We start from the raw sequence: 23,626 nt of genomic DNA on the forward strand, positions 1-23,626 counted from the left end.
CTGAGTAATCCTGACGTAGTGTCTACTAAAAGGTAGTAAGTCCAGTTAGCAGATGCCAGAGCGAAGTCGTGGCGAATTGTCAGGGCGGCCTGTGCCGTACGATTCGGAAGATCTTCCGTATATAATTGGATTCCGATCCAAATCAGTTTACATACTTAAAGTTTAATTATATTTACATATGAATAATAATTACTTGTATCTTAGGTTATAAAAAGTAGTCTATATTTATAGGTCGACTGCCAAGCGCATGAGAAGTAATAAAGCAATTGCGCTTAAGTAGCCTTAGCTAATGAGCTTCCAAGATGTCTTCCCAACGGGTCGTATACCGGGGTGAGAGATACGAGGGTTTCATTGGCCATTCGGGGTTGTACATCTGGGAGGCCAGGCGAAGTTTATCCTGACCATACCGCTTGTTTACCTTATCAATGACGGCCGAGAGTCTGATCAGCCGCTCATCCGGACCCTGGGTAAATACGCCCATCTGCCGGTAATCAGCAGGTACCAGATCCGTCAGCATAATGCCCACCCGTTGGTAATTATAGCCAAACTTAAAGATTGCTTTCAAGCCCGATGCGGCATACTTAATGATCTCCAGGGTGGAACTGGTAGGGTGAGGAAGCCGAACGGTAACACTGTTGCTGTACTGCTTGGCAGGCAGAAAGTTGCCGGGCGTTCTCCGGTGCGGGTTGGTTCGAAGCCATACCGTGACCGTTCCACAAAGTGATTCCTGTTTACGAAGCTTCTCGCAGATTCTTGACAGGTGGACCGTCAGGGCATCCGTGATAGTATCCAGATCGGGAATGACTTTACCAAAACCCGGCTCGGTACAGATCGCCTTGCGGGGTGGCGGATTTACGTCTAGTAATTTACAAGGCATCCCGCGCAGTTCATGAACCAGACGTAGTCCGTTGACGGTCATCACGCGTTGAATCCAGTCGTCGTTCACCTCTCTGAGTTGATAGGCCGTCCGGATACCCTGTTTTTTTAGCTTACTGACTGATTTGCCGCCAACGCCCCAGACATCCTCAATCGGAAAGCCCCACAGGGCCTCGTCTATTGCTTCCTGACTATCCAGCACACAAACCCCGTTTAATTCTGGCTTTATTTTGGCCAGGCGGTTGGCTACTTTGGCCAGCGTCTTGGTTGGACCAATACCCACTCCTACCGGAAGCCTGAGCCATTGCTTCATGGATTCCCGAATAGACAGGCCCAAGCCCTGATAGGAAGGGTAAATGCCGGTATACTCTTCGAGTTGCAGAAACGCTTCATCAATTGAATAGACCTCGACGTCAGGGGCAAATTGGGTAAGCAGGCTCATCAATCTTGAGGAAATGTCACCGTAAAGCTCATAATTTGATGAAAAAACGACTACGTCATGCTGGTCAACGAGTTCTCTGGTCTCGAAGAACGGTTGCCCCATTTTTATGCCTAATGCCTTTGCCTGGGCACTTCTAGCAACCACATTTCCATCTCTATTGCTGAGCACAATAATAGGCTTCCCTTCCAGCTCAGGTCTGAAGATTTGGTGGCAACTGGCGTAAAACGAATTGGCATCAACGAGGGCGAGCATACCGGGGAGGTTTTGAGATGATATACGTCACTTCGCCCAGCACCGCCACCTGGTCACGATCCGGATGCAGATACATGGGAGCATACTTCTCGTTACTGGATTCCAGCATGATCATGGGGCTTTTGTCGATGTAACGCTTGACACACCAGCCCTCATTGACCCAGATAACAATCACCATGCCCGTTTCGATTGGCCGGGTGGAGTCGACCACCAGCATGGAGCCGGGGAAAATATAATCACCTATCATACTCTCTCCGGATGCCTTTACGAAGTAGGTATTATCCGGATGTAGTACGCACAGATCCTGTAAATTTAAACGCTGGCGAATGAAATTATCCGCCGGGTTTGGAAAGCCTGCCTGCACAGCGATATCAAAAAAAGGTAAATCTTTGCGCCGGGTAGGGTCAGTTAAGAAGATGTTTTCGGGAGGTAAATAGTCAATGGTGTCAAGCATGGGCGCGATTTTCTAATATTGAACCGCTATATAATACTTTTGTTATATATATTGCAACTATAGCATAGCGTTTTGTATCGTTAACTCTTTTTTTACCTGAACCTCGTTTCGACGGGATACTTTAATGACGGTTCGAGAGCCCATCAGATTAAGGGTAATGAATAAGCATTTAGTTATTTGCTCCCAATTCGCTACAAAATCATAGTTTATGGCCGCATGCTTACTCACACGTACCAGGTGGGGATACCTTATTATAACTTTCCCCAGCGTGATGGCTAGCAGATTTTGTTTTTCGGTTGAATAGTGAAGGCGAGTGTAGTTGCCATCACCAGTAATAAACGCAACTAACAAGCTGGAATCAATTCGTGACAACGTCAAGGTAAGTATATATTTTAGCTTAAAACTTAGCCATATATGCTTAAAATCGCATCAGGATTTTTAGCTATACCTTAATTTTCGCAGCAATCAGCTATTCATTTCGACCAAAGGTTTTACAGACCATGAAAACAGTCATTTCTACCGGTGACCGGCTGCGGGTAACTCGTCTTGTAAATGGGTATGAGCAGGGTTATTATGCGGGTGCGGTTGTAACGCTTACTCCTAGTCAAGTCAGGAGGACTCTCAGCAAACTCTTATGCAGTTCATTGAGCTTACTGACGTGAACGAAAATGAGATGGAGATGTTGTCGAGTTCAAATCACACGCCATGCTTGACTTGCTGGCCGGAAAGCCCATACTAACAAGAGTCCCGAGCAGTTTCAGATTGACCAGCAGAACGAACGGCGCGCTACTACCCAGGAAAACGTTAAGGGCGTAGATGAATATTAGAACTGGATTCAGGGGAAATAAACGATTTGGCCACATTGCCCTCGTAACCCGTAGCAATAAGTCCTAACCAATCAACGTCCATATTCTCTTTCTGAGGGGTTGGCCGGCTTGGAATCGTTGTTTTAATCAGGTAGTAGGCCAGTCTCAACAGGGAGACCAGGAGCCAGTCGTAGATACGTGTGAACATATACATGAGACAAAAAAACCAGTGAATCGCCACATAATGGCCGGTAGCTTCGAGAGACAACGAGCGCATAAGAGAGACTTAGTGAGCTATGAAAGAGAGACGCTCCCCACCCTGGGCCCACAGGCCCGCCCCAACGCCCCCGACCTAGCCATAACACCGCCTTTAGATTAATATGATCTAATCAATATATAATCAACTGTTTTTTAGTTCATTACACTTCATGTAACAGATATACCGCAGCATTTCTACCAAAAAAAGGGTAAAACGGTCAGTTCATCGAATCAAGTTCTCAATGTGTGGGTAATAGAAACAAATTTGTATCAATAAATGACAAGCAGAAACTTGTTGATATACCTGAATTTTATTCACGACTCAGACGATGAAAACTAAACTCAACGACGAAGACCTGATCCGCCAGCATTTTACCACCAATCCCAATGCCTGCTTCGAAGAGCTTTATAACCGCTATGTTGGAAAAGTCTATAATCGCTGTTTATCCATGACTAAAGACTCGGAAAAAGCCCAAGATTACACCCACGATATATTTATTCGGACCTTTGATCGACTAGATCGTTTTCAGGAGAAATCCACTTTCTCTACCTGGCTCTACTCGATTTCCTTCAACTACTGCCTGGACCAGATCAAAGTCGCCAGGCGATTGCCGATGTCAAACCTGGACGGTCAACAGGGGTATCAGTTCGCCGATATTCAGGAGAAGGAATCTTTAGAAGAGCGTTTGCAACTGCTTAACCAGGCGCTCCAGCAACTCTCTCCCATGGAGGCTAGTCTGCTTCGTCTGAAGTATCAGCAGGGCCTGCCCATACAGCAGATTGCCCAACAGCTCGGTCTTCAGGAGAGTGCCGTTAAGATGCGGTTGAAACGATCCAGACAGAAAGCTCATCAGCTTTATTTGACGGCGGCAAAGCGCTAGCGTCTGTTGGCGGAAATCTGCTCAACCAACTACTTGGTCGAAAAACGGTGGACTCTGGGTCCAACTGGGCCTCAATTGTTAGTTCCCTTTTCTTAGCCCTGTGTTCAACACAGATAGACGACGTCAATCAGATGACCGTACTGATCAGCCCCAAAGAGCTACTGGCCATTGACCATTACCTTGGTCAGGCTAAAAACAACCAATTGCAGGGTCAGCTTCAATATGCTGTTTACTCCCAGGAGGAACTGGTGTTTATCTTCCCCGCCATTCGAAAGCTATTGTCTTACGGCGTGCAGGAAAATGAAAAGCTTGCGAAGCACGCCATACGGTATAATTATGCTTACATGCGTAGGGGTAGCAAGAACAACCCCCGACATATCTTTATGCTGGTACTGACTTACACCCAGGTGCTGGCCGATCTGCTGTCAATGTATAAGCTGGCTGTAGCCAGGGAGCAGACAAACGAAACGAAGGCCGCTTTCTTTGCGCGAAAAGAGCTCAAAGACTGGCTGTTTTCATTGACCATCGACGAAATGAGTCCAGGAGAATATGCTCAATTCAGGAGTCTTATTGGACGATAAAAATGCCAATCACACTCCGTTAACGTGATGATCATCGAGGTTCGTCTTACAGCGCACGAGTGGTGGTGGCCTACCTAACAGCTACCTAAGTGGGTGCGTTAAAAAATACCTTTACGGCACAGTAGCGGTTGTCTCCGGCGAACTAATTAAGAAAACAGCCGATGGACTGGTCTCCTAACTAGCCAATAACGACGGGGCTTTTACTTTATCACTACCTCACTGAAAAAGGCTAGCCTTGTTAAGTTGTTCGATTGAGTGTGCCGAACCTAATAGTTGTCTGGTTTTATCCTTGCGGTTATTCAATCCAGGATCCTACTAACGCCCGAACCAGTTAAGGCCCGGGCGTTAGTAGGTATTACATCAAGTTTACTACTGGCTAAGGGCGAATTACTTTCAGCACTTGCTGTTGAGTAGCTCCACTGATTCTGAGCAGCAGCGCTCCCCGACTCTGGCCCAAGGGCATGCTCACCTGCTCAACATCACCGGCCTGGTCAACTCGCAGTTCATGCACCGGGCGACCTTGTAGATCCACTAATTTCAGCGTTAGTGATTGACCGCCTGCTCCGCGAATCTCGACCATTGCCTGATCGCCCACCACCGGGTTACCCAATAAATGGGCCTGCAAGACCGAAGTAGGCTCTTGAGCTATCATCCGAGCCGACGCTCCCGAAGAGGGTGTACCGAACACCAGATTATTGTTAAGATAGGCCGTAATGTGATTGTTCAATCCCACATTGCCGTAGTTGGCTGCGTAGGAATAGTCGTTGGCTTGGTTAAACAGGCCGTAGTCCGAGCGCACTAGGCGGAAATCAACAAAACCCAAACTGCTCAGTGGATTGAGCTGTCCCGTATTACCAGAGAAGCTCAGTTCAACGTAACTATCCGCTCCATTAACCGGTGAAGCTAACTGCATCACCCGGGCCTGAACGTTAGCAGTCCCCATATCGGCATAGTCCACGTACACGTTGGCTAGCTGACCATTGTCCGAAGTGAAATAGTAGCGCAGCTTGAGGCTCGATACGGGAAGGGGCACGTTACCCGTATTGCGCAGTTCCACCCGGGTCTTAATCTGGGAAGCCGTCGGGTTATCCATGGCTGCGGAGTAGACCTGCACAGCGGTCTGAGAAGTTACCACCGTTGGCTCCTGCCCCCAGACAATGACCCCGTTGCGGTAGGCCGTAATGTGGCTATTGGGTGTATAATTCGCATAATTTCCCTGATACGAGTAGTCGTTGCTCTCGTTGAAGGGAGAGCCGTCGGTTTTCTGGATGCCGTTCTCGATGGGCCCCGAGTTACCGTTCATGGGCAGACTACCCCCGCCAGGGAAACTATACTCGACATAACCAAAGGCCCCTTGCCGGGGTTGGGCAAGCATTACATACCGCATGTTCACCGCGCCCAGGGGAGCGTAGTAAACGGCAAAGTTGGTCGCAGGGGCGTTGCCTTCGGAAGTCAACCAGTAACGCACAGTCACCTCGCTGTAGGGAATAGCCTGGCTACCCGCGTTGGCCAATTCCAGAAAGGGCTTGATAATGTTGTTTTGTGTGTTGCCGTAATCCTGGTCACGGTGGAGTACACTCAGGCTGGTGGGTACGACCGTGAGCAGGAAGCTGGCTACCGGACCGATACAACCGTTCTGGGTACAGGTGGCCGTATAGGTTTGGATGCCTAACGTACTGGTGGAAACGGCCAGGGTAGTGCTGTTACCCCCGTTCCAAGTAATAGTGCCGCCACTGCATCCGCCAACCGTGAGAATAACCGACCCCGTATTCTGGCTAGCCGTCAGGTTACTGACGCCAACAGGAAAAGGCTGACCGCTGGCCGTTACCAGGCTAGGCGCAGTGGGTGTGGCCTTGATGGTGATGGTCTGACTGGTTGAGTTTACGCAGCCGTTGGTGTTGGTATAGCTGTATACTGTGGTATGCTGGCCTAAGGGCAGACTGGCTGTATTGAAGTTGGTAGCCGGGGTACCATCCAGGGTAAAGTGCCCATCGGCGGGAGAGCCGTTGAGTGTAACGATTCCGGCATCCTGACAGTAAGCCGAAGCTAAACCGTTAATGGAGACGGTAGGCAGCGCATTGACCGTTATGGTAATGGCAGCCCGTGGCCCTTCGCAACCGAAACCGTTGGTCTGGCTGACATAGTAAGTGGTCGTGGTCGGTATGCTGGTCGAAGGCGTGGGCGCACCGGCCAGACGCGAACCGTCCGCGCTGTACCACGTTAAGCTGTTGCCGACACTGGCCGTAGCCGTTAACGGATCGGCTGTGGTGAATTGACAGTAGGCCACATTCTTGACACTGGGCTCGTTTACGGTGAAGACCGTCAGTTGAGCTGTGCTTGAATTAACATTTCCACTAACATTAGACGCTACAGCTCGAAAGTAATCGCCATTTAACGAAGAGGAAGCCAAAACAGTTAGAGTGCTAGACGTACCGGTCGTGATGATGGTGCTACCTGGAGCAACCGTTGTCGGATTGGCAAAGTCTGCGCTTGCTGACTGTTGCCACTGGAAGCTCGTGGCAGCACTCGCCGTCACGGTAAACGCAGCTGTATTACCCGTACAAGCGCTGGTCGTCACCGGTTGCCGGATAAAGGCTGGTGCGGGTGGCAGGGTAACGAAAGTCTGTTGGCTTCCATAACTGGTGCCCACTGAATTAGTGGCATAGGCACGCACGTAGTAGGTTGTTGATGAGGTGAGCCCGGTAATAGATTGACTAAAGGTGCCGGTACCGCTGCCTATGACCACTTTGGTGTCGCTGGTGGTGGGCGTAGCATTGGTCGTGCTGTAAACGACCCCGCGTTGGGTGACGCTTGCTCCGCCGTCGGCCGTCACGTTGCCCCCCAATGTGGCAATGGTTGTACCGATACCACTGGCCGCGCTGGTTAGCACCGTTGGCGCAACGCTCGTTACCGCGCCTGTTGGGCCAACCACTAAATCGTCCAGGGTTAGCGTATTTAGTCCGTGAAAGGCTAATACGACCTGCGTCACGCCGACGCCATTTGGTTTAGCAACCGTAACCGTTTGGTCGGCATCATACTTCTCATCCGCCAGCGCACTACCTGTTGTCGAATACTGAATAGTTAAAAATGGATAAGTATAATAAACAGGGTCCTTATAATTCGTATACTGAAGTTTGACCCCATAAAAATTAAATGGCTGACCATCTTTACGCTTAATACGCGGATTAGCGTCTCCTGCCGTGGAATAGACGATGGCTGACCCATTCCAGGTATAACTTCCATTGATCGCATCGGTAATGAGATACTCTACGCCCCCTAAGTTGATGGTAACCGTTGAGTTCCAGGGCCAGTCATCGGCAAAGCCATATTTATCAATCGTAGGCTGGGTCGAAAAATCAGCCGTATACTTTGTTTGAGCGCTTACACTGGTTAAGGTCAACAAAACAGTTAGCAGACTCAATAAAAGGGCTGGTATTGCCCCAAGGTTTAGTGGTGCGTTTATCCATGAACCAATCCACCTTAGAAATCGAGATAATGGATTCCCAAGTCGTGTTTGAGGTAGAGTAGAAATTGACATAGTTGATTTAGTTTTAAAATGAACGAAAGGGTAATTGGTCTTTTGTTTGACAATCACCTGGTCAGTTTATGCCCAGGATTTAATTTGTACTTGGTAAGGGCCGAATTATGGCTCATCATTCACGCAAGAGTTATAGATAAGGCAGTTCGTTGCGCGTAGTAAACTCATCCGGATGCTGATGATTTCGGGTATCCTTGCCCAATTACCACTCATCAATCGGGTAAGAAGCCCTTGGGGACACGTGTTTAAGTATGATAACAATAGGCTTCATAAACAGTAGTATTTGTCCTTTATGAATAATGAAAATATTTTCCATTATTCATAAAGGACAAATACTACTTTAGTTACTTGGAATTAATTAAATCATCTCTTCTTGAACAAAGAAGAGATGAAATGCAGGAAGATGTTATGTGAAATACTAATTCTGGGGTGTTTGAGAAGGATCTTTCGTGAAGGAGTTTCATGGCTTGCACACGCCAAAACGTTCCTAGCTTACGGTAGCATTAAAAAATACAAGCGCTGTCACAATGGGACTTTTCGAGAGTAGTGCTTTAGCTTTAAACTAGCCAAAGTCAGTCCACCTTATAGAGTAATTAATTAACCGTATGCTACTGATTAGATTGGACAGATATTAAAATCACCGTAACAGGCCCTCGTATTGCACATTTCCGTACCTCACCTTTTTATAAGGGTACCATCGTAACTTGACTTTACGCTTTCGCTGGTGCATCTGGTGCGGAGTTAAATAATTCAGCGAAGCGTGCGGACGAACCGTGTTATAAGCCGTAATCGCTCGTTCAACACCCTCGGCGGCTGCGGTAAAAGAGGTAAACGTACGGCTAAGTTTGCAGTCGTCTTTCAGAGACTGAAGCACCCGCTCCGCCAGGGAGTTCTCATTCGGATCACCCGACTCGGTCATACTGATCGTGGCATTCACCTGGCGCAATCGTTGGACATAAGCCCAGGAGCAGTATTGTACGCCCCGATCCGAATGATGGATTAAGGACTGACTGATATCTTTTCGAGCTAACAAAGCCATATTCAACGACCTTAATGCCCCTTTTGCATGCATGGTCTTCTCAAACGACCAGCCGACGATCTTACGCGAAAAAGCATCCATAATGATGTAGAGATACGCATAAGTTGGACCAACCGAGACATAGGTTAGGTCACTCACCCACAGCTCATTAGCCCGTCCGGGTATGAGATTTTTGACCTTGTTTGGGTATTTAAAATGAGTATGGTTCGATTGAGTCGTGGTAACCTTATTCGCTTTTCGTTTGGCTAACATGCCGTTCTCTTTCAAGAGCGCATGCAGGCGATCCCGGCCCAGCTTGATGCGGTGTCGGGTTAAAAATACCCGCATTTCATGATGCAGTTTGTGGGTACCCATACCCGGAATGTCACGACGTATTCGCCTGACCTCCTGCAAGATAGCATCCGTCTGGAAACCCACTTTTTCTTTTTGCCGGGTAGCCGCATACCAGGCTTGTCTTACTCGGCCAAACAGCTTACAAATTACCTCCATCCCCACTAAGGGGTAGCGACGAGTTAATTTTTCGGCCGCCTGGCGCCAGGCTTTTTTACGATTGGAATGTTAAACTGCTCTTCGGCAATTTGAATCACCGTTTGATAGGCTTCCGCCTGTAAGCGGAGAAACTGGTTCTCCTTTTCCATGTCCGCTAGTTTGCGTTCCAGCGTTTTGACATAATCCGCGTCTCGTTTCATGGTTTTTCGGCGGTTTTTGGGTTGTAAAAGGGGAAGTAAGCGTAATCTGAAGTAATTGCGGTTAAGACGGCGCAGCTCCCTCATCGGGATACCCAAGGTTTCTTCCAGTTCGGAAGCCTGGACTCGTTCGGCGCGATAAGCTTCAACGACCTTCCAGCGGAATAGGTGTCGAGTTTTCTTTTTCTTATAGCCTAACAAATCATTAAGGTACGTATTCATACTGGATTTTGTCTAGATTTTCCAGTAGCATACGTATAGACAAATACACTATTCATTCGACAACCATGCCGTAGTAGAAACGTCTCCCACTCTCCCAACATCGTGTAGCTGATAGCCGTAGCCAGTCGGTCTTCTTTCCAGGACCGGAGTATGGCTGAATCAAGGTCATCAAAGGCCCGGGCATAACTAATTCGATTAGCAGCCCGGAGCTGTTTGATCAGCAAGTGGATGGTTTCACTGACCTATGGAATCGCTAATTTAACCTTTGCAATCGGAGGATTTTTAATCTGTTCCAGAATCTGGATAGGATGAAGGTTATCGTTACTTAGCCGAACTACCCGATTATACAATTCAGCCAGATCCTCGTAGATAGCGGTATAATTGGGACATTTCTTTATGACCCGTTCTCTAGTCTAATCCCAATTAGCAATACTGACTCGGTGTTTGGTCGATAAATACTGATGTTTTCGACTCTGGGTAACTCTCAGGTGAACCGAATATAGGTTATCCTTACCAGGCTTGTCCTTTCTTAGGAGGAATCGGATTGATAGGTTCATATAGGTAACACATAGGTAAAACATTTGTCTATGACTACCCTCCAAAAACCACCTCAAATCCTTCTAAAAGTCCATGCAACGGTCGATTCCGCCTGATTTGTAATCAGGATGCGCAAGCGCGTCGGGCTTCGAATCCCTCCACTTTCTCACCAACTACCCGCTAGTTACCACAAAAACCGTCTTCAGCAATGTTGGCGGTTTTTGTATGGGCTAGTAAATCGCTGCGTTGTCCAGGCCACCCTGATCGGGGCCAGCTCTGAACTCTCCCCGTATACGCAAATTGGTTAAATTTTGTAAAACTGTCTGAATGTCTGCCTGACTGACTATCTTCCTGTTCTTTTTCCAGCCGCTCGACTCATCCAGTTTTACTGCGTATCTCATCCAAGTCGTTTTTGGGTTATAGGCGGTGTTGAACCTCAACGTATCCAGTCCACTGGCCAGAATAACATCATCTTTACTTGCCTGATTGTCTACCACTGACTGCTCCAGATCAAAACGGAGTGTTTGACCGTATCTTTTTTTGACTTCGTTGATAAACGTTTGTGAAGCAATAAAATACCAAACACCATTTGCCGCATCAATCGCAGATAAATAACCGTCTGGATTACCGCCTGTTGGCCTATAGATACCTAGTCCCCCTGAACTTACACGCCCACCCTGATCATCGGTATCAAAGCTATTGACGTTGGCTTGAAATACTTTATTGATACTAGACTCTGAACAGCCTACCGAAAGAAGGGAGAATAAACCAATGATAAAAATTAGTTTGTAAAGGACAAGTATTTCTCTTTTAGAGCACATTGTCCGTAAACGTAATTGATTAAGAGATATAAGATGCGTAGCTACACCTTCTTAAAAAGCCAATAATACCTGTTTTTCCGGAAAAGGTACCGACGAGTAAAATATAAAATGTAAAGCGAATTTGTGACAGCATACCGTTTGAATAATCGACTGTGTTCCATAACAAGCCGGTTAAACCATTCCAGACCTGCCCGTTGCATCCAACGTCCTACAAATTAGAAATTATATCTAATTACTTAATAACCGATTTTTTTGCAGGCTATATCGTATTTTGGTTTACCTACAAGCAGTGTGGCTATTTGCAATTTGCCTGACAGAGGCCGATAGTTGATAACTCAAGTGTATCAAGGGCGTTAAAATCAAATTGCCAGATAGGTTGAAAAGGATCTTGGAGCAAACCTTTATCCAATTACCCGTATCTTGCGATACTACTAAAACAGTTCATGACTCGACGTCGACATCTTTCGCTCATTCTCATTCTTGGCGCTATGACGGCGCTGGGGCCTTTTTCCATTGACATGTATCTGCCGGGTTTTCCCGCTATTGCCAATGATCTGCATACCACAGTTCCTCAGGTAGCGTTGTCTCTTTCCAGTTTCTTCATTGGCATTTCGGCAGGGCAGTTGCTGTATGGCCCGCTGCTGGATCGGTTTGGTCGTAAAAAGCCGCTTTATGTTGGATTGAGCCTGTTTATCCTGACCTCTATAGGGTGCATGACGGTTACGAGCATTGACTGGCTCATTGCTCTCCGGTTTTTACAGGCCATTGGCAGTTGTTCCGCCGGTGTAGCGGCTGTGGCTATGGTTCGGGACTTGTTTCCGGTTGAAGAAAATGCAAAAGTGTTTGCCCTGTTAATGCTGGTGTTGGGTCTGTCGCCTTTGCTGGCCCCTACGCTGGGTGGCTATGTGACGGCTACCTTCGGCTGGCAGTCGGTCTTTGTCATTCTGGGGGTATTGGGTGTAGTATTGCTATTTGCCACTCGTTTCGGCTTGCCGAATGGTTATCTGCCCGATACAACTATGTCGCTGAAACCGTTGCCTATCTTAACCAATTTTCTGGCTGTATTGCGGGTTCGGCAATTTTCTACGTATGCGTTGACAGGGGGGATGTCCTTCGCGGGTTTGTTTGCCTATGTAGCCGATTCACCCCTGGTGTTCATGGATATTTTCCAGGTGAGCGGCCAGGTGTACGGCTGGATATTTGCCGGTTTGTCGGTTGGATTGATTGGTGCCAGTCAGGTAAACAGCTTCTTGCTGCGTCGTTACCGGAGTGAGCAGCTCATTTTTGCGGCTCTGAGTTGTCAGGTAGCCATTACGCTGGTTTTTCTGTTACTAACCGTTCTTGGCTGGCTTGGGCTGGTGGGTACGCTGGTGTTATTATTTGCCTTTTTATGCTGTCTGGGAATTATCAGCCCTAACACGGGTGCGCTGTCGCTGGCTCCATTTACAAAAAACGCGGGAAGCGCATCGGCGCTGATGGGTGCCACCCAGATGGGTCTGGGGGCATTGGCATCGGTGAGTGTCAGCTTACTCAATAATCATACGGCCATACCGATGGTGGGAATCATGGCGGCAACTTCGCTACTGGCGCTCCTGATTCTGCTTTGGGGTAGAAAAAGCATCAGGTATCAGGGGGTGGGAGAGGAACTGCTCGGCGCGGAAGTTTAGCGAATTTTTACCAACCGAAGCACCACCCCCAACCCCCTCCTAAAACAGGAGGGGGCTCCGTAACGGGCTACCCTTTTTTAGCCCCCTCCTGTTTTAGGAGGGGGTTGGGGGTGGTGCTTCGGTTGGTAAAAATTCGCTACTTTCCTTTAGTCTCCGGTTTCTTTTCCAGATCGGCGCGTTGATCGTCGCGCAGGGTTGGGTATTTGATACCGAGCTGTTCCAGGTAGGTTTTGTATTTGGTTGGGTCGTAGTAGAACTTCTCCAGTTTTGGTTTGAACTCGGCCATGATCTTCTTGTTCAGGTAGATTGCCGGGATCTCCTTCGACGAAATCAGGGGGGTGTATTTTGTATCTTTGGTTTGCTCGTCGGTATAGTAGGCTTTTGCCTCCTGAAGCACCTCCGGTTTCATGAGCATATCCAGCAACGTCATGGCCTCTACTTTTGCCCCGGCTACAATACCTTTGTGGGCAATGGGCGTGGCCATCGAAATGGCATCGGACCAGTGGTGACCGGGTAAGCCGGGAATATTCGACGGGTACAGCAGCACAACCGTCGGCACCGCCCATGAGATATCAGAAATATCGTCGGACCCGCCCGTAAGCGGCACCATCGACTGACCTCCCATCATAACTGTTGGGGCAGTGGGCACCGGCGTTCCGATAGTGTCGAGCTTACTGGCCAGACCTTCCCGCTTTGGCGACTGCAATTCTTTCTGGGTAGCTTTTGCCAGCATTTGATCGTCGGCAGACCAGGTGGGTAGACCAATCCGTTTGATATTATCGTACATAGCCGCTGCAATGGGTTTATTGAAGTGACCCGGCCAGGCCGATCCCAGAATTTCGTAGGTGAATTTGGTGTCGGTCATCAGGGCGGCTCCTTCAGCTACTTTGATGCCTGTTTCGAAAAGCTTAACGATTTTTGGGTATGAGCGTTCGCGGAAGTAATACCAGACCGAGGCCTTAGACGGAACAACATTTGGCTGGTCGCCACCGTCGGAGATGACGTAATGCGAGCGTTGGGTTAGCTCCAGGTGTTCGCGACGGAAATTCCAGCCAATGTTCATCAACTCCACGGCATCCAGCGCACTTCGTCCGCGCCAGGGGGCCGCAGCCGCGTGAGCCGCCTGCCCTTCAAACGAAAACTTAACCGAGATCATACCATTATAGCCCGCATCGCCGTAGTTGACGCTGAGGTTGTCGGCAACGTGGGTGAAAATACAGGCGTCGACGTTTTTGAAATACCCGTCGCGCACGTAAAATGCTTTTGCCCCCAACAACTCTTCGGCTACACCCGGCCAGAGCATCAGCGTGCCGGATAGTTTGTTTTTTTCCATCAGCGCCTTCACGCTCAGCGCAGCCACGATGTTCAGCGCCTGGCCGGAATTGTGACCTTCGCCATGACCGGGGGCTCCTTCAACAATAGGGTCTTTATAGGCTACGCCCGGTTTTTGACTGGCTTTTGGAATACAGTCCACATCGGAACCAATGGCAATAACGGGTTTGCCGGAGCCCCAGGTCGCAATCCAGGCAGTGGGCATCCCGGCAATACCTTTCTGAATGGTGAAGCCTTCTTTTTCGAGTAGTGTAGTCAGGTAGTTGAACGATTCCACTTCCTGAAAACCCAGCTCAGAAAAGCTGAACAGCATATCGTTGATTTGCTGTGCCTGATCTTTTCGCTGGTCAATGGCGGCAATTGCTTCCTGCTTTAGCTTTTCGACCTTATCGGCTGTTTGTGTATTCGCTGTTTTAGGCTTTTTCCCCTGTGCCAGCATCATCGTTGGAAGTAGGGAAAGCAAGAGTATAAGTCTTATCGCATAGTTCATGGGAATAGTAGAATTTTATTTCATGTAATGAAGTATTATGTGATAAATATACTTATAAATTAAGAAAAGGCGAAATAAAATTAAAGCTGTTGATATGTTGTATAGCACGCGGATTGTACAGATTTAACGGATAAAGACGGATTGAAACCATGCTCAATCCGTCTTTATCCGTTAAATCTGTATAATCCGCGTGCTAATAGTCTATTCTGATAAAATGACTTTTCTGGTGAAACGCTGAGTGCCCTGAACCATATTCAATATATAGAAGCCACGACTCAGCTCAGCGACGGGTAGTCGTAAGAGGTTCTCGCCCGCAATAACTTGATGAAGTGACTGAATAACTGGCAACGCCCCTGTCGTTACGAGCTGGAGGCTTACTTCGCCCGCTGTTTCGGCTATGTAACGAATACTGATTTCGTTGTGTGCCGGAATAGGATATACGTGTAGGGCCAATTCAGGTGTGAACTCTATAGCTGGTTGGTCGGCCAGTCGGCCACCGCTAGAGGTCGTCACGCGGGCACCTGCCCAATCGGCATGGTCGCAGTTTGTGTTATCGCCCCCATTCGTGACAACCAGTTTCAGGGTTTGTTTACCCGTTATATTCAGGTCGATTGACTTGGTTGCTGTTGTTGGATTCATAACCCCGCTGCTATAAGCCAATACATTGTCCAGATAAACCTCGAAGGTAACGGTTCCACAACCGGCAGTGGCGATTTCGTCATCCATACCCATGTCGGTTATAAAGTGAGTATACTGACCATTCAAAGCATACGTAATCTGAGAAGGCGCGTGTACACCCAAACCTTTGGGGTAGGTTACGCCATTCAAAATTATTGCCCTGCCGTCGCCACCGTTTATCTCGCCGTTACTGCGGTCTTTCTCAACGGGTCCATACCCATTTGTGGCGGACGTCCAGTTCAGGTCCGACAGGTAAGTACTGGTGCCTGCCGTTGGTGTGGTCGGCGAGGCCGGATATAGGAAACCTTGCGGAATTGCCTGCTGAGGCTGTCCCGGATATGCCCACATAAGCTTTGCCACAGCGCCAAGGGAACTCTCGAAATATTCCATTTTAATGGTGTAACGCTGGCCAGCCGTGAGGGCAATTGAATTGCTGTTATCAGTAGCGGGAGCATGCGTAGTCCAGTTATTAATGACCTGATTGCCATTGACCCAAAGCCGTACACCATCGTCAGATATAGTACTGAAGGTGTAGTTGCCTGTAACGGGAGCCTCGACCTGGCCTGTCCAGCGAACAGAAAAATTATCGGTGCCAACGGTGCCCGGAATAGGGGAGTTGTTCCCCCAATCAAAGTTTACGGTGGCATCGGTGCGCGATGATACAATAGGCGTACTGAGGTTTATATTGTTAAAATACTCGCCTAGTAGACCGCTTCCATTTCCGGTCGTAACCGGTGCCGAGACCCGAAAATAAGCTGATGCCGGGATAGTTTGTTTATTAACTCCCGGACCTGAATAACTGGTGGTCATTTCCTGTCCACCGTCCCCCTGAAAAAAGAGAATCGTAATGGCGTGTTTACCGGCTTTTAAGCCAATGGTGCCGGATTTTTCAATTGTCCCATGAACGCCATCATTATTAACCACTTCTGTTGTGCCGATCAGGAGTTTGCTACCATCGTCGGAAGAGGTATAAAACGTGTAGGTGCCATCGGTTGGAGCATTGATATAGCCTTTGAAACGAAGTCCGTAGTTCTCTGTACGGTTGCGAACCGTTATATCAGTCGTGGCAACGGTTCCCGTTTTGCCGGGTGTCAGTCCATTGAAATCGGGCATCGACGTCCAGCTACCTTCATAATACTGATAATTGAGCCCGCTAACGGTGTTTGCCGGGTTTTCGGGGTCCCGTAGCGTAACGGGCGGGGGTGGGGTTGTCGTGGTTTCTTTCATTAACACGGCCGACGAATAGGCAGGCAGTGTTATCTGATTGGAATAGAGGGTGTTTTTGGCATCCCGGTAGTTGCCGTTCAGTGATGTTGTTGCGTTCTGGCCTGTGGCATTATACACCAGCTTGATGTAATCGTCGGGGTTAAGTGTAGAGAGCGTGGCTTCCTTCAAACGAATGTTATCGACCCAGGCCGTTTGTCCGTCGCCCGTTACCTGAAACACCAGAATCGCATTCGCTTCATCGGCTGTGGCGGTGAATACGGCTTCATATTGCTGCCGTGTCGTGCCTAGTAATAGCGTTGACCGCGCCGAGAGGTCGCTGTAATTACCCGATAGTTGGCGCGGAAAAGCATCGATTCGCTTGTTGGCACCAGAGGCTATACCATCAAATAAAAGCTGATACGATTTGCCTTTGGTAACAGCGCCGATTGGTACTGTTGCCAACAGATATGAATTGGCCTGCGAATTTGTAAAGGATATGCGGAGTGACCCACCGTCAAGTTTATTTGTATTATCCCAGTCGGTTCGGCCATTGCCATTAGGCGACCATACACTCCAGCCTTCGGTATTGCTGCCAAAGGAATTTGAGAGCAGACTAGCTCCCGTTTGACTAACAACCTGGCTTTTGTAGGTGATCGGGCTGTTAGACGAGTTCGCATCTTTGCCATACAGTGCCTGCCAACCGGTGAGTGTATAGTCGGCACCTGTAATGCCTGAGCCGGGATTATAAACCGCCCGAATTTTAAACAGATCATCGAAGGGGCGCACATAATAGTTGTAATTGAACTGACCATAGTTGGTCAAATCATTGGCGTTCGACTCATAGGATGCCACGACCTGATTCGGCAATCGGCTGAAAAAAATGTTATTCTGAACGTCGTTGTTCCGTACAGCACAGGCTCCATTGTAGGCTAACTTGATTTGTTCCTCCGAGTTATTGAACGTGGTATTCCCTTTGACACTGATGCTGGATACGCCCCGCAGGAAAATTCCCATTCCCTTCGACCCAAACGAGGTGTTGTTGGCAACTTCTACATTTTGCGAACAGTCGTCCAGAAAAATGCCGTTGGCACCCGAGTAAGCGCCACCCCGCGTGCCTTCCGGTGCGCCAATACCGCTAAAAACAATGTTCGAGATAATGTGCAGATCGCCTACATTGGCCCGACTGCCGTTCCAGGTGTAAATGCCGCCACCGTCGCTTTTGGTCAGGCAAAAATTAGATACCTGATTGTAGCGGACCGTCGCGCTGGTTACGACCGAAATGCCATTATAGCCAACGTTATCTACCAGGTTGTTTTCGATCAGTGTATTGCCTGTGCATAGCGACTGAACGGCAGAGTAAGTGCCATCGCCACTTTTTCCCCGGCCTGGCAATATCCCAATTCGCCGGAGGGTATTTCCCCGAAAGGTAAAGTTTTGATAGGGCCCAATGTAAAATCCACTGCTGTTCGCGTCTTCAATAAGGTTGTTTTCGGCCAGGATCGTATTATTGGACCCAATAATGGCCACCGCGTCCTCGCCCGAATTGGTAATATCATCGCCCGACAATGTAATGTTGGAGCCGCCATTCACCGAAACGCCAGTGCCAAGTGTTTCGGTAATCTTAATGTTATGGACGGTTATGTAAGAGGAATTATTCAGACTGATGCCGTCGCTATTGGTGGCCGTGATGGTCTGGTTGTTTGGGTTGTTCTGGTTGTCGAACAGGCGAATCGTTTTCGTCGACGGGTTGTAATACCACTCACCAACCTGATCCAGCGTGGCCGGGTGATTCTGGATAAAATACCCCCAGCCGTCGGCCAGATCGTAACTGCTATTATTGGAAAGGGTAAGGGTATTGCCATTTTGCTGGGTAATGGCCGCCCGATCCAGAATCCACTGCGTTGGCCGAACCACCGCTTCGCCCCCCGTCCAGTTTTGCGACAGCGCCTGCTGGCTGGTCAGCGATGTTTTCCCGCCATGCGATTGAATCGTGAGATAACCTTTATTCGAATCGCTGAGGTTTGGATAGCGCCCCAGCGGAAGGGTCGATGCATTTCGGTAAACACCCGTTACCCGACTCCCACAGGACGGGCAAGCAGCCTCCCAGACGTTATTGCCGATGTTATTCCAGTTGGAAACCTGAACTGAGCCTGCCAGTATGGGTTTGTTGCCGGAGCCGAAAGCATCAATAATGATCGGTCTGCCGGACGCACCCGACTGGCGTATCTGTAAGTTTCCTCTGAACGTGTCTCCCCGCCGGAACAAAACGACATCGCCAGCCTGAAGGGATAAACTGTTGATTTTTGCCAGCGTCTGAAAAGGCGAACCTTCAGACCGCCCATTGTTGGCATCGTTTCCCGAATTGGCGACATAATAGGTCGTTTGTGCGGTGACAAATTGCCAGCTTGAACACAGGAAAAGCATGAGTGTGTTGCAAACCAGAAACAGTCGTCCTGCCCGGCCGTGTTTCCAGATAAATAATATAGACATGTAGGAATAGGTAAGAGGTATATTGAGTGTTGGCTAAACAGGCAGAGCTTATTTGTTGCTTGCTTTATTACAAGCAAGTTAGTCGCAAAAAATTATTTATTAAACGGTATGTATATAAAAACAGTAGAGAGTGCAAATAATTCTAGGATAAATGGGGTACTACTACGCGATTTTTACTGTAGGCTGATCTACAAGGGGATACGTTCACGTTTTCTGACCTTCAGAGGCTACTTACATGGAATTGATTCCAGTGAATCAATTCCATGTTTTTGGTAGGCAAAAAGTCAGAAATTTTATCGGTTGATTCCGCGATGGAGGAGTATTTATTTGCTTACACTGGTATTCTGATTCTTTTGTAAGGCTTCCAGGGCTGCGGTCAGGTAAACAAGGGGGGCGTTCCAGTTGATGGCAATTTCGTTGGACGCATAGGAGCAGTCAGCATCGAGATACACCTCGTCGGCGATGGTCGAAGTATAACCAGGGCATTTATCCTGTCGGGCAGCATTGGCATTGGTGCCACCCGATAGCAGGCCCGGCACAGGCGAGTCTATACCATCGGCAACGGATGGCCGGTGGTGGGGGTGCATGGGTGTTTTGTCGCCAAAGCCCGTTACAAATGAGTAGCCAACAGCATTGCGTCCCAGCAAATAATCGAGGTTCACAAGGGCATACTGGAGGTACTGGCTACGATTAGGTGAGTTCGTAAATTGATACGCCTGAATAAGCGCAATGCCCTGATTGGCGGCTTCGGCACTACTTCCCCAAATGAAATCCTTCGCCGATTTTCCCATCACAGTTTGATAGGCCTGTTGATTGGCACCGCTGATAAGCGAGTCGGCTAGTGTTATCAGGTGTTGTTCTACGGCAGGCAGGTCTTTTTTGCCAAGGGCAGTCAGGCTGTTCGCTGTCCGGGCCAGTGTATAAATGGCAAGTGTACGAACCTGTGGCCAGGCGGGCAACGGCAACGGCCGACCGGGGGTTTTGCTGTCCGGAAACAGGGTAACGGCGGTGTAATACGTATCGTCCTTTGTGGTCGCATACAGCTCAACGGCGGCCCACATCCACTCATCGTCAGCCGTGCGGTCTTCATACCCACCCGTCACAACATCGGGATCGAAGGCCGAATTCATTGCCTGTTGGTTATAAACGGCATTCGGGTTGGCTTTTGCCCATTTCCAGGCTTTCACCGCTGCCGACAGACAAGAATCGGCCAGACCGGGAAGTTCGTTTTTGTAAGGTTTTATTACCCGACTGGCCTGCGCCATAACAGCTGCAAAATCGAGTGTGGCCGTAATGCTTTTGGCAACCACATACCGCTCATTTGTTGCTTTATCAGGCATAATCATGCCATCGAAGCGGGCGTTGGTCAACTTATGGTACACACCACCGTCGGAAGGGTCCTGCATGGTGAGCATCCAGCGGAGATTCCAGAGGGCTTCGTCCAGCACGTCGGGCAGCTTATTCGTACTTTCGGGAATATTGGTCTGCAGCTTTTTAACATAGTCCGGGAAATCCTCGCAGAGCGAGAGCAAGGTGCCCATTGTAATGCCGGAGTTGACAATATACTTGTTATAATCACCGGCATCGTACCAGCCTTTAGGGGAAGAGATAACTGTTCCGGTCGGACGATCGGCCGAAGCCGCTGATGGGTGAATCAGCACTCGGGTGTCGGGATGTCCCGCCGGACGTGCCCATTTGCCGGCAAATTTTTCGGGCAGGTCGATGGCTGTTCGCTGGTAGTAAAATCCTTTGATAGCACCAATAGCCAATTCCCGATAAACATCTGAACGGATTTCGAACGGGTAGGAGTGACCCATGCCGGGAATGACGACTACGTATGTGCCGGGTTTGGTAAACGACGAAAAATCGGCTGAGCGGGTTGTTTTACCAGACAGGGCGTTTTGTCGGGAAGTACCCAGCATACCAGTAAAAACCACTTTTTTTAGATCCGGTGTGGTGATCTGAAAAGGCCCCTGCGCATCCTCAGCCACCACGGCAATTTTGGCCGCGTTAGGATAAAAGCCAATCTGGTTGAGCCGGATAGCTTCGGAAAGCGACTGAGCGTCTGATTTATTGGCTGCCAGCAACAGGGCCAAAGCAAGAGCAGCCAGCCCTTTATAGGTAAAGTTCATAACGTTTTTTTTAACCTCTAAGGTCTTAAAAGACCTTAGAGGTTTGGCTTGTTACTTCACTACTTTCATCGTACCCTGCATGACGTAGAAGTGGCCGGGAACCGAGCACTCATACATGTAATCGCCGGGTTTTTCGGGGGCGATAAAGTAAATCGACTCGTTGGTGTTGGGTTGAAGCAGGTTTGTATGGTGCAATACCTTCTCCGTTTGTGGAATGTAATTCTTTTCCTGCCCTTCCAGCCCAAGCTTCATGGCCAACTCGCCTACCTGAAGCGCCGAACCGGGAGCTACAACCACAAAATTGTGGAGCATGTCGTCTTCATTGTTGAATACGACCCGAACCTTGCTGCCGGCTTTCACCTGAAACTGATCGGGCACAAACTTAAGTCCCGGTTTGGTACCCATATTGATCGTGTAATCGGGCTCGCCCCAGGAAGCGGGCATTTCGGTTATACGCTTTGCCATCGAACTGCCCGCTGCTTTTGTTGCCGGAGTTGATTTAGCTGCGGCACCTTTCTTCCCAATCGGTCTGCTATTGACCGGCGGTGTCGTCGCCGTTGAGGCCGTCATCATGGAGGCATGGTCATGAGCAGGTGCCGTATGGGCAATGGTCAGTTTTTCGCCATCAGGGATATTATTCAACGTGTAATAGCCCACGTTATGCAGTAAAATCCGGCCCTTTGCCGACCGCACACCAGCCGTCGTAATTTCGTGAATGTACCCCAGCCGAAGACTATCGACCACCAACCGGGCTTTTAACCCATCTTTCGACACCACGATGCCGCGAATTGGACAGCCGCCCCGGTTAATGACCGGACTACCATAAGTAGCATGATACTTATAGTTGAAGCCCGTTACTTTATAGGATGCCGGATCGGCGGCTAGTTCCGCATCGACCGGCTCGGTAAATTCGATTTCGAAGCCATCCGGCATGGCGTGAATCGTTTTCATCTCGAAAGGCATTCTACCCGTCCAGACCACGCGCTGCAAACTGAACTGTTCCTTACCCGTCGACGACCAGCCCCGGCTCGTCATACCCACAAACATGGAGGCATCGTGTCCCCAAACCATGCGCAGTACCCCAGACGAGAAACCCTCCCGGAATGGAAAGACAACCCCCTGATATACACCTTTCACTTTCTCCAGATCAACCCGAGACAGGATACTTTGTCCCTGGTCGCCAATAAATAGCTGGTTTTCAAATGGACCGAATTTGCCTTTTGTGTTGTCCATCAGGAAGCCCGAGGTAGAGATGCCTAAAATACCGTGGGGGAGCCAAACGGCGGGCGCTTTCAGGGCCGTGAATTTTTTAGATACGTCGTAGAGCGGTTCGCCCGTATTGGGTACGTCCTGAGGTTTAATTTTCAGCGGTGAGCCGGGCATGTCTGTCCAGCGCAGGCTTTCGGCATTGCCCAGAAAATCACCTTTCTCGACCTGCGAAATACGGCCCGAGCCTACCCAGTCACCCTGATTTTCGGTATAGAAATAATCACCGGCGGCATTCATGCCGTAGCCAGCGGGTGAGCGCATCCCGGCGGCAAACGGCATCATTTTCCCATCGGGCGTAATTTCCAGTGTCCAGCCGCGCCAGGGCACTAAACTAACGCCATGCCCTAAACTGTTGCTCCAGCCTACATTCAGCGTGACGAGCATATTGCCGTTTGGCAGGAAGGTTGGCCCGTAAGAATATTCGTGGTAATTGCCCGACAACGGCCAGGAGTAAACTTTGTCGTAGGAGTCGGCGCGGCCATCGCCATCGGCGTCGTGCAGTCGGGTAACTTCACTCCGCTGGGTCACGTAAATGTCGCCGTCTTTATAGGTCAGGCCCAGGGGCTCGTGCAGGCCATAGGCAAACCGTTTATACGTTGGTCGGGCCGAGCCGCTGATGTACGGGTTCGACACGATCCAGACTTCGCCCCGGCGCGTACAAACAGCCAGGTTTCCGTCGGGCAGGGTAACCAGACCACCGACTTCCAGAATGATCTCTTCGGGCACAGGCAGCGAAATGAGTTTGTAAAAGTCGTCTTCCTTTTCGGGATCAACGTCTAATTTGGTTAATCCTTTAGGCCCCGGCGCCGGTTGTTTGCTGCTGGAACTTACGGGTAAACCCGTTTTGGACTGAATTTGTGCCTGAACGGCCAGATGGCTAACGCAGGCAAGGCCAGACGCCAGCAGGGCCGTTCTCGCTACATGTTGTAAGGTATGATGATTGATCTTCATGAGAATGCGGTCAGAAAA

Annotated in this window: 16 protein-coding genes; 4 read left to right on the forward strand and 12 right to left on the reverse strand. The window is 49.2% G+C overall.

All coding sequences use genetic code 11. The features are described from left to right. Window positions 1-286: 286 nt before the first annotated feature. Together CWM47_RS06260 and CWM47_RS06265 are read right to left on the reverse strand one after the other, a co-directional pair. Window positions 287-1,570: a Y-family DNA polymerase gene (locus CWM47_RS06260; RefSeq protein ID WP_100987169.1), complete on the reverse strand. Its 1,284-nt coding sequence runs from the start codon at window positions 1,568-1,570 to the stop codon at window positions 287-289. Beyond that, window positions 1,554-2,024, reverse strand: a complete 471-nt coding sequence (locus tag CWM47_RS06265) for a LexA family protein (RefSeq protein ID WP_100987170.1) — start codon at window positions 2,022-2,024, stop codon at window positions 1,554-1,556. The genes CWM47_RS06260 and CWM47_RS06265 overlap by 17 nt, the downstream gene beginning before the upstream one ends. Before the next feature lie 500 nt (window positions 2,025-2,524). Between CWM47_RS06265 and CWM47_RS38040 the strand changes: the two genes are divergently transcribed. Next, entirely contained in the window at window positions 2,525-2,686 is a 162-nt protein-coding gene (locus tag CWM47_RS38040) for a hypothetical protein (protein ID WP_157815913.1), read from the forward strand. 142 nt (window positions 2,687-2,828) lie between these two features. On the opposite strand, the gene CWM47_RS06275 is transcribed toward CWM47_RS38040, so the two are convergent. Further along, window positions 2,829-3,107, reverse strand: a complete 279-nt coding sequence (locus CWM47_RS06275) for a hypothetical protein (protein WP_100987172.1) — start codon at window positions 3,105-3,107, stop codon at window positions 2,829-2,831. A 310-nt stretch (window positions 3,108-3,417) separates the two neighbouring features. Between CWM47_RS06275 and CWM47_RS06280 the strand changes: the two genes are divergently transcribed. After that, on the forward strand, window positions 3,418-3,969 hold the full coding sequence (locus CWM47_RS06280) for an RNA polymerase sigma factor (RefSeq protein ID WP_100987173.1): 552 nt from the start codon (window positions 3,418-3,420) through the stop codon (window positions 3,967-3,969). Between the two features lie 131 nt (window positions 3,970-4,100). Continuing rightward, complete coding sequence (locus CWM47_RS06285; protein WP_100987174.1) at window positions 4,101-4,550, forward strand: hypothetical protein; 450 nt, start codon at window positions 4,101-4,103, stop codon at window positions 4,548-4,550. Window positions 4,551-4,926: 376 nt separating this feature from the next. Here CWM47_RS06285 and CWM47_RS06290 read toward each other — a convergent pair whose 3' ends face one another. The 5 genes from CWM47_RS06290 to CWM47_RS06310 all read right to left on the reverse strand — a co-directional run bounded on the left by CWM47_RS06290 (window position 4,927) and on the right by CWM47_RS06310 (window position 11,393). Continuing rightward, window positions 4,927-8,088 (reverse strand): cellulose binding domain-containing protein, encoded by a 3,162-nt coding sequence (locus CWM47_RS06290; RefSeq protein ID WP_157815914.1) that lies wholly within the window; start codon window positions 8,086-8,088, stop codon window positions 4,927-4,929. 637 nt (window positions 8,089-8,725) lie between these two features. Further along, the gene (locus CWM47_RS06295; RefSeq protein ID WP_100987176.1) at window positions 8,726-9,616 is read right to left on the reverse strand and encodes an IS3 family transposase; all 891 of its coding nucleotides are present in this window, start codon (window positions 9,614-9,616) and stop codon (window positions 8,726-8,728) included. Window positions 9,617-9,639: 23 nt separating this feature from the next. After that, the gene (locus CWM47_RS06300; protein WP_100987177.1) at window positions 9,640-10,035 is read right to left on the reverse strand and encodes a hypothetical protein; all 396 of its coding nucleotides are present in this window, start codon (window positions 10,033-10,035) and stop codon (window positions 9,640-9,642) included. A 413-nt stretch (window positions 10,036-10,448) separates the two neighbouring features. Continuing rightward, a complete protein-coding gene (locus tag CWM47_RS40185) occupies window positions 10,449-10,616 on the reverse strand; it encodes an Arm DNA-binding domain-containing protein (protein ID WP_394341982.1) in 168 nt (55 codons plus the stop codon). A gap of 186 nt (window positions 10,617-10,802) precedes the next feature. Then, entirely contained in the window at window positions 10,803-11,393 is a 591-nt protein-coding gene (locus tag CWM47_RS06310) for a laminin B domain-containing protein (protein ID WP_100987179.1), read from the reverse strand. A 443-nt stretch (window positions 11,394-11,836) separates the two neighbouring features. On the opposite strand from CWM47_RS06310, the gene CWM47_RS06320 reads away from it, so the two are divergent. Then, on the forward strand, window positions 11,837-13,060 hold the full coding sequence (locus tag CWM47_RS06320) for a multidrug effflux MFS transporter (protein WP_100987180.1): 1,224 nt from the start codon (window positions 11,837-11,839) through the stop codon (window positions 13,058-13,060). Between the two features lie 136 nt (window positions 13,061-13,196). Here the strand turns inward: CWM47_RS06320 and CWM47_RS06325 are convergent, their stop codons facing one another. The 4 genes from CWM47_RS06325 to CWM47_RS06340 form a co-directional block, all read right to left on the reverse strand. Next, window positions 13,197-14,882, reverse strand: a complete 1,686-nt coding sequence (locus CWM47_RS06325; protein ID WP_100987181.1) for an amidohydrolase — start codon at window positions 14,880-14,882, stop codon at window positions 13,197-13,199. Between the two features lie 201 nt (window positions 14,883-15,083). Further along, a complete protein-coding gene (locus CWM47_RS06330) occupies window positions 15,084-19,256 on the reverse strand; it encodes a PA14 domain-containing protein (RefSeq protein ID WP_100987182.1) in 4,173 nt (1,390 codons plus the stop codon). A 323-nt stretch (window positions 19,257-19,579) separates the two neighbouring features. Next, window positions 19,580-21,388, reverse strand: coding sequence for a glycoside hydrolase family 9 protein (locus tag CWM47_RS06335; RefSeq protein WP_100987183.1), 1,809 nt, complete (start codon window positions 21,386-21,388; stop codon window positions 19,580-19,582). 51 nt (window positions 21,389-21,439) lie between these two features. After that, entirely contained in the window at window positions 21,440-23,608 is a 2,169-nt protein-coding gene (locus CWM47_RS06340; protein ID WP_100987184.1) for a plastocyanin/azurin family copper-binding protein, read from the reverse strand. Between the last annotated feature and the right edge of the window lie 18 nt (window positions 23,609-23,626).

It is taken from the genome of Spirosoma pollinicola (genome assembly GCF_002831565.1).
Classification (GTDB): Bacteria; Bacteroidota; Bacteroidia; order Cytophagales; family Spirosomataceae; genus Spirosoma; species Spirosoma pollinicola.

What these genes read in the sequence shown, in the direction of transcription:
- CWM47_RS06325 (WP_100987181.1), bottom strand. Translation starts at nt 14,882, where the DNA reads ATGAACTATGCGATAAGACTTATACTCTTGCTTTCCCTACTTCCAACG.
- CWM47_RS06280 (WP_100987173.1), top strand. Translation starts at nt 3,418, where the DNA reads ATGAAAACTAAACTCAACGACGAAGACCTGATCCGCCAGCATTTTACC.
- CWM47_RS06330 (WP_100987182.1), bottom strand. Translation starts at nt 19,256, where the DNA reads ATGTCTATATTATTTATCTGGAAACACGGCCGGGCAGGACGACTGTTT.
- CWM47_RS06285 (WP_100987174.1), top strand. Translation starts at nt 4,101, where the DNA reads ATGACCGTACTGATCAGCCCCAAAGAGCTACTGGCCATTGACCATTAC.
- CWM47_RS06340 (WP_100987184.1), bottom strand. Translation starts at nt 23,608, where the DNA reads ATGAAGATCAATCATCATACCTTACAACATGTAGCGAGAACGGCCCTG.
- CWM47_RS06260 (WP_100987169.1), bottom strand. Translation starts at nt 1,570, where the DNA reads ATGCTCGCCCTCGTTGATGCCAATTCGTTTTACGCCAGTTGCCACCAA.
- CWM47_RS06265 (WP_100987170.1), bottom strand. Translation starts at nt 2,024, where the DNA reads ATGCTTGACACCATTGACTATTTACCTCCCGAAAACATCTTCTTAACT.
- CWM47_RS38040 (WP_157815913.1), top strand. Translation starts at nt 2,525, where the DNA reads ATGAAAACAGTCATTTCTACCGGTGACCGGCTGCGGGTAACTCGTCTT.
- CWM47_RS06335 (WP_100987183.1), bottom strand. Translation starts at nt 21,388, where the DNA reads ATGAACTTTACCTATAAAGGGCTGGCTGCTCTTGCTTTGGCCCTGTTG.
- CWM47_RS40185 (WP_394341982.1), bottom strand. Translation starts at nt 10,616, where the DNA reads ATGTTTTACCTATGTGTTACCTATATGAACCTATCAATCCGATTCCTC.
- CWM47_RS06275 (WP_100987172.1), bottom strand. Translation starts at nt 3,107, where the DNA reads ATGCGCTCGTTGTCTCTCGAAGCTACCGGCCATTATGTGGCGATTCAC.
- CWM47_RS06290 (WP_157815914.1), bottom strand. Translation starts at nt 8,088, where the DNA reads ATGTCAATTTCTACTCTACCTCAAACACGACTTGGGAATCCATTATCT.
- CWM47_RS06295 (WP_100987176.1), bottom strand. Translation starts at nt 9,616, where the DNA reads ATGGAGGTAATTTGTAAGCTGTTTGGCCGAGTAAGACAAGCCTGGTAT.
- CWM47_RS06300 (WP_100987177.1), bottom strand. Translation starts at nt 10,035, where the DNA reads ATGAATACGTACCTTAATGATTTGTTAGGCTATAAGAAAAAGAAAACT.
- CWM47_RS06320 (WP_100987180.1), top strand. Translation starts at nt 11,837, where the DNA reads ATGACTCGACGTCGACATCTTTCGCTCATTCTCATTCTTGGCGCTATG.
- CWM47_RS06310 (WP_100987179.1), bottom strand. Translation starts at nt 11,393, where the DNA reads ATGTGCTCTAAAAGAGAAATACTTGTCCTTTACAAACTAATTTTTATC.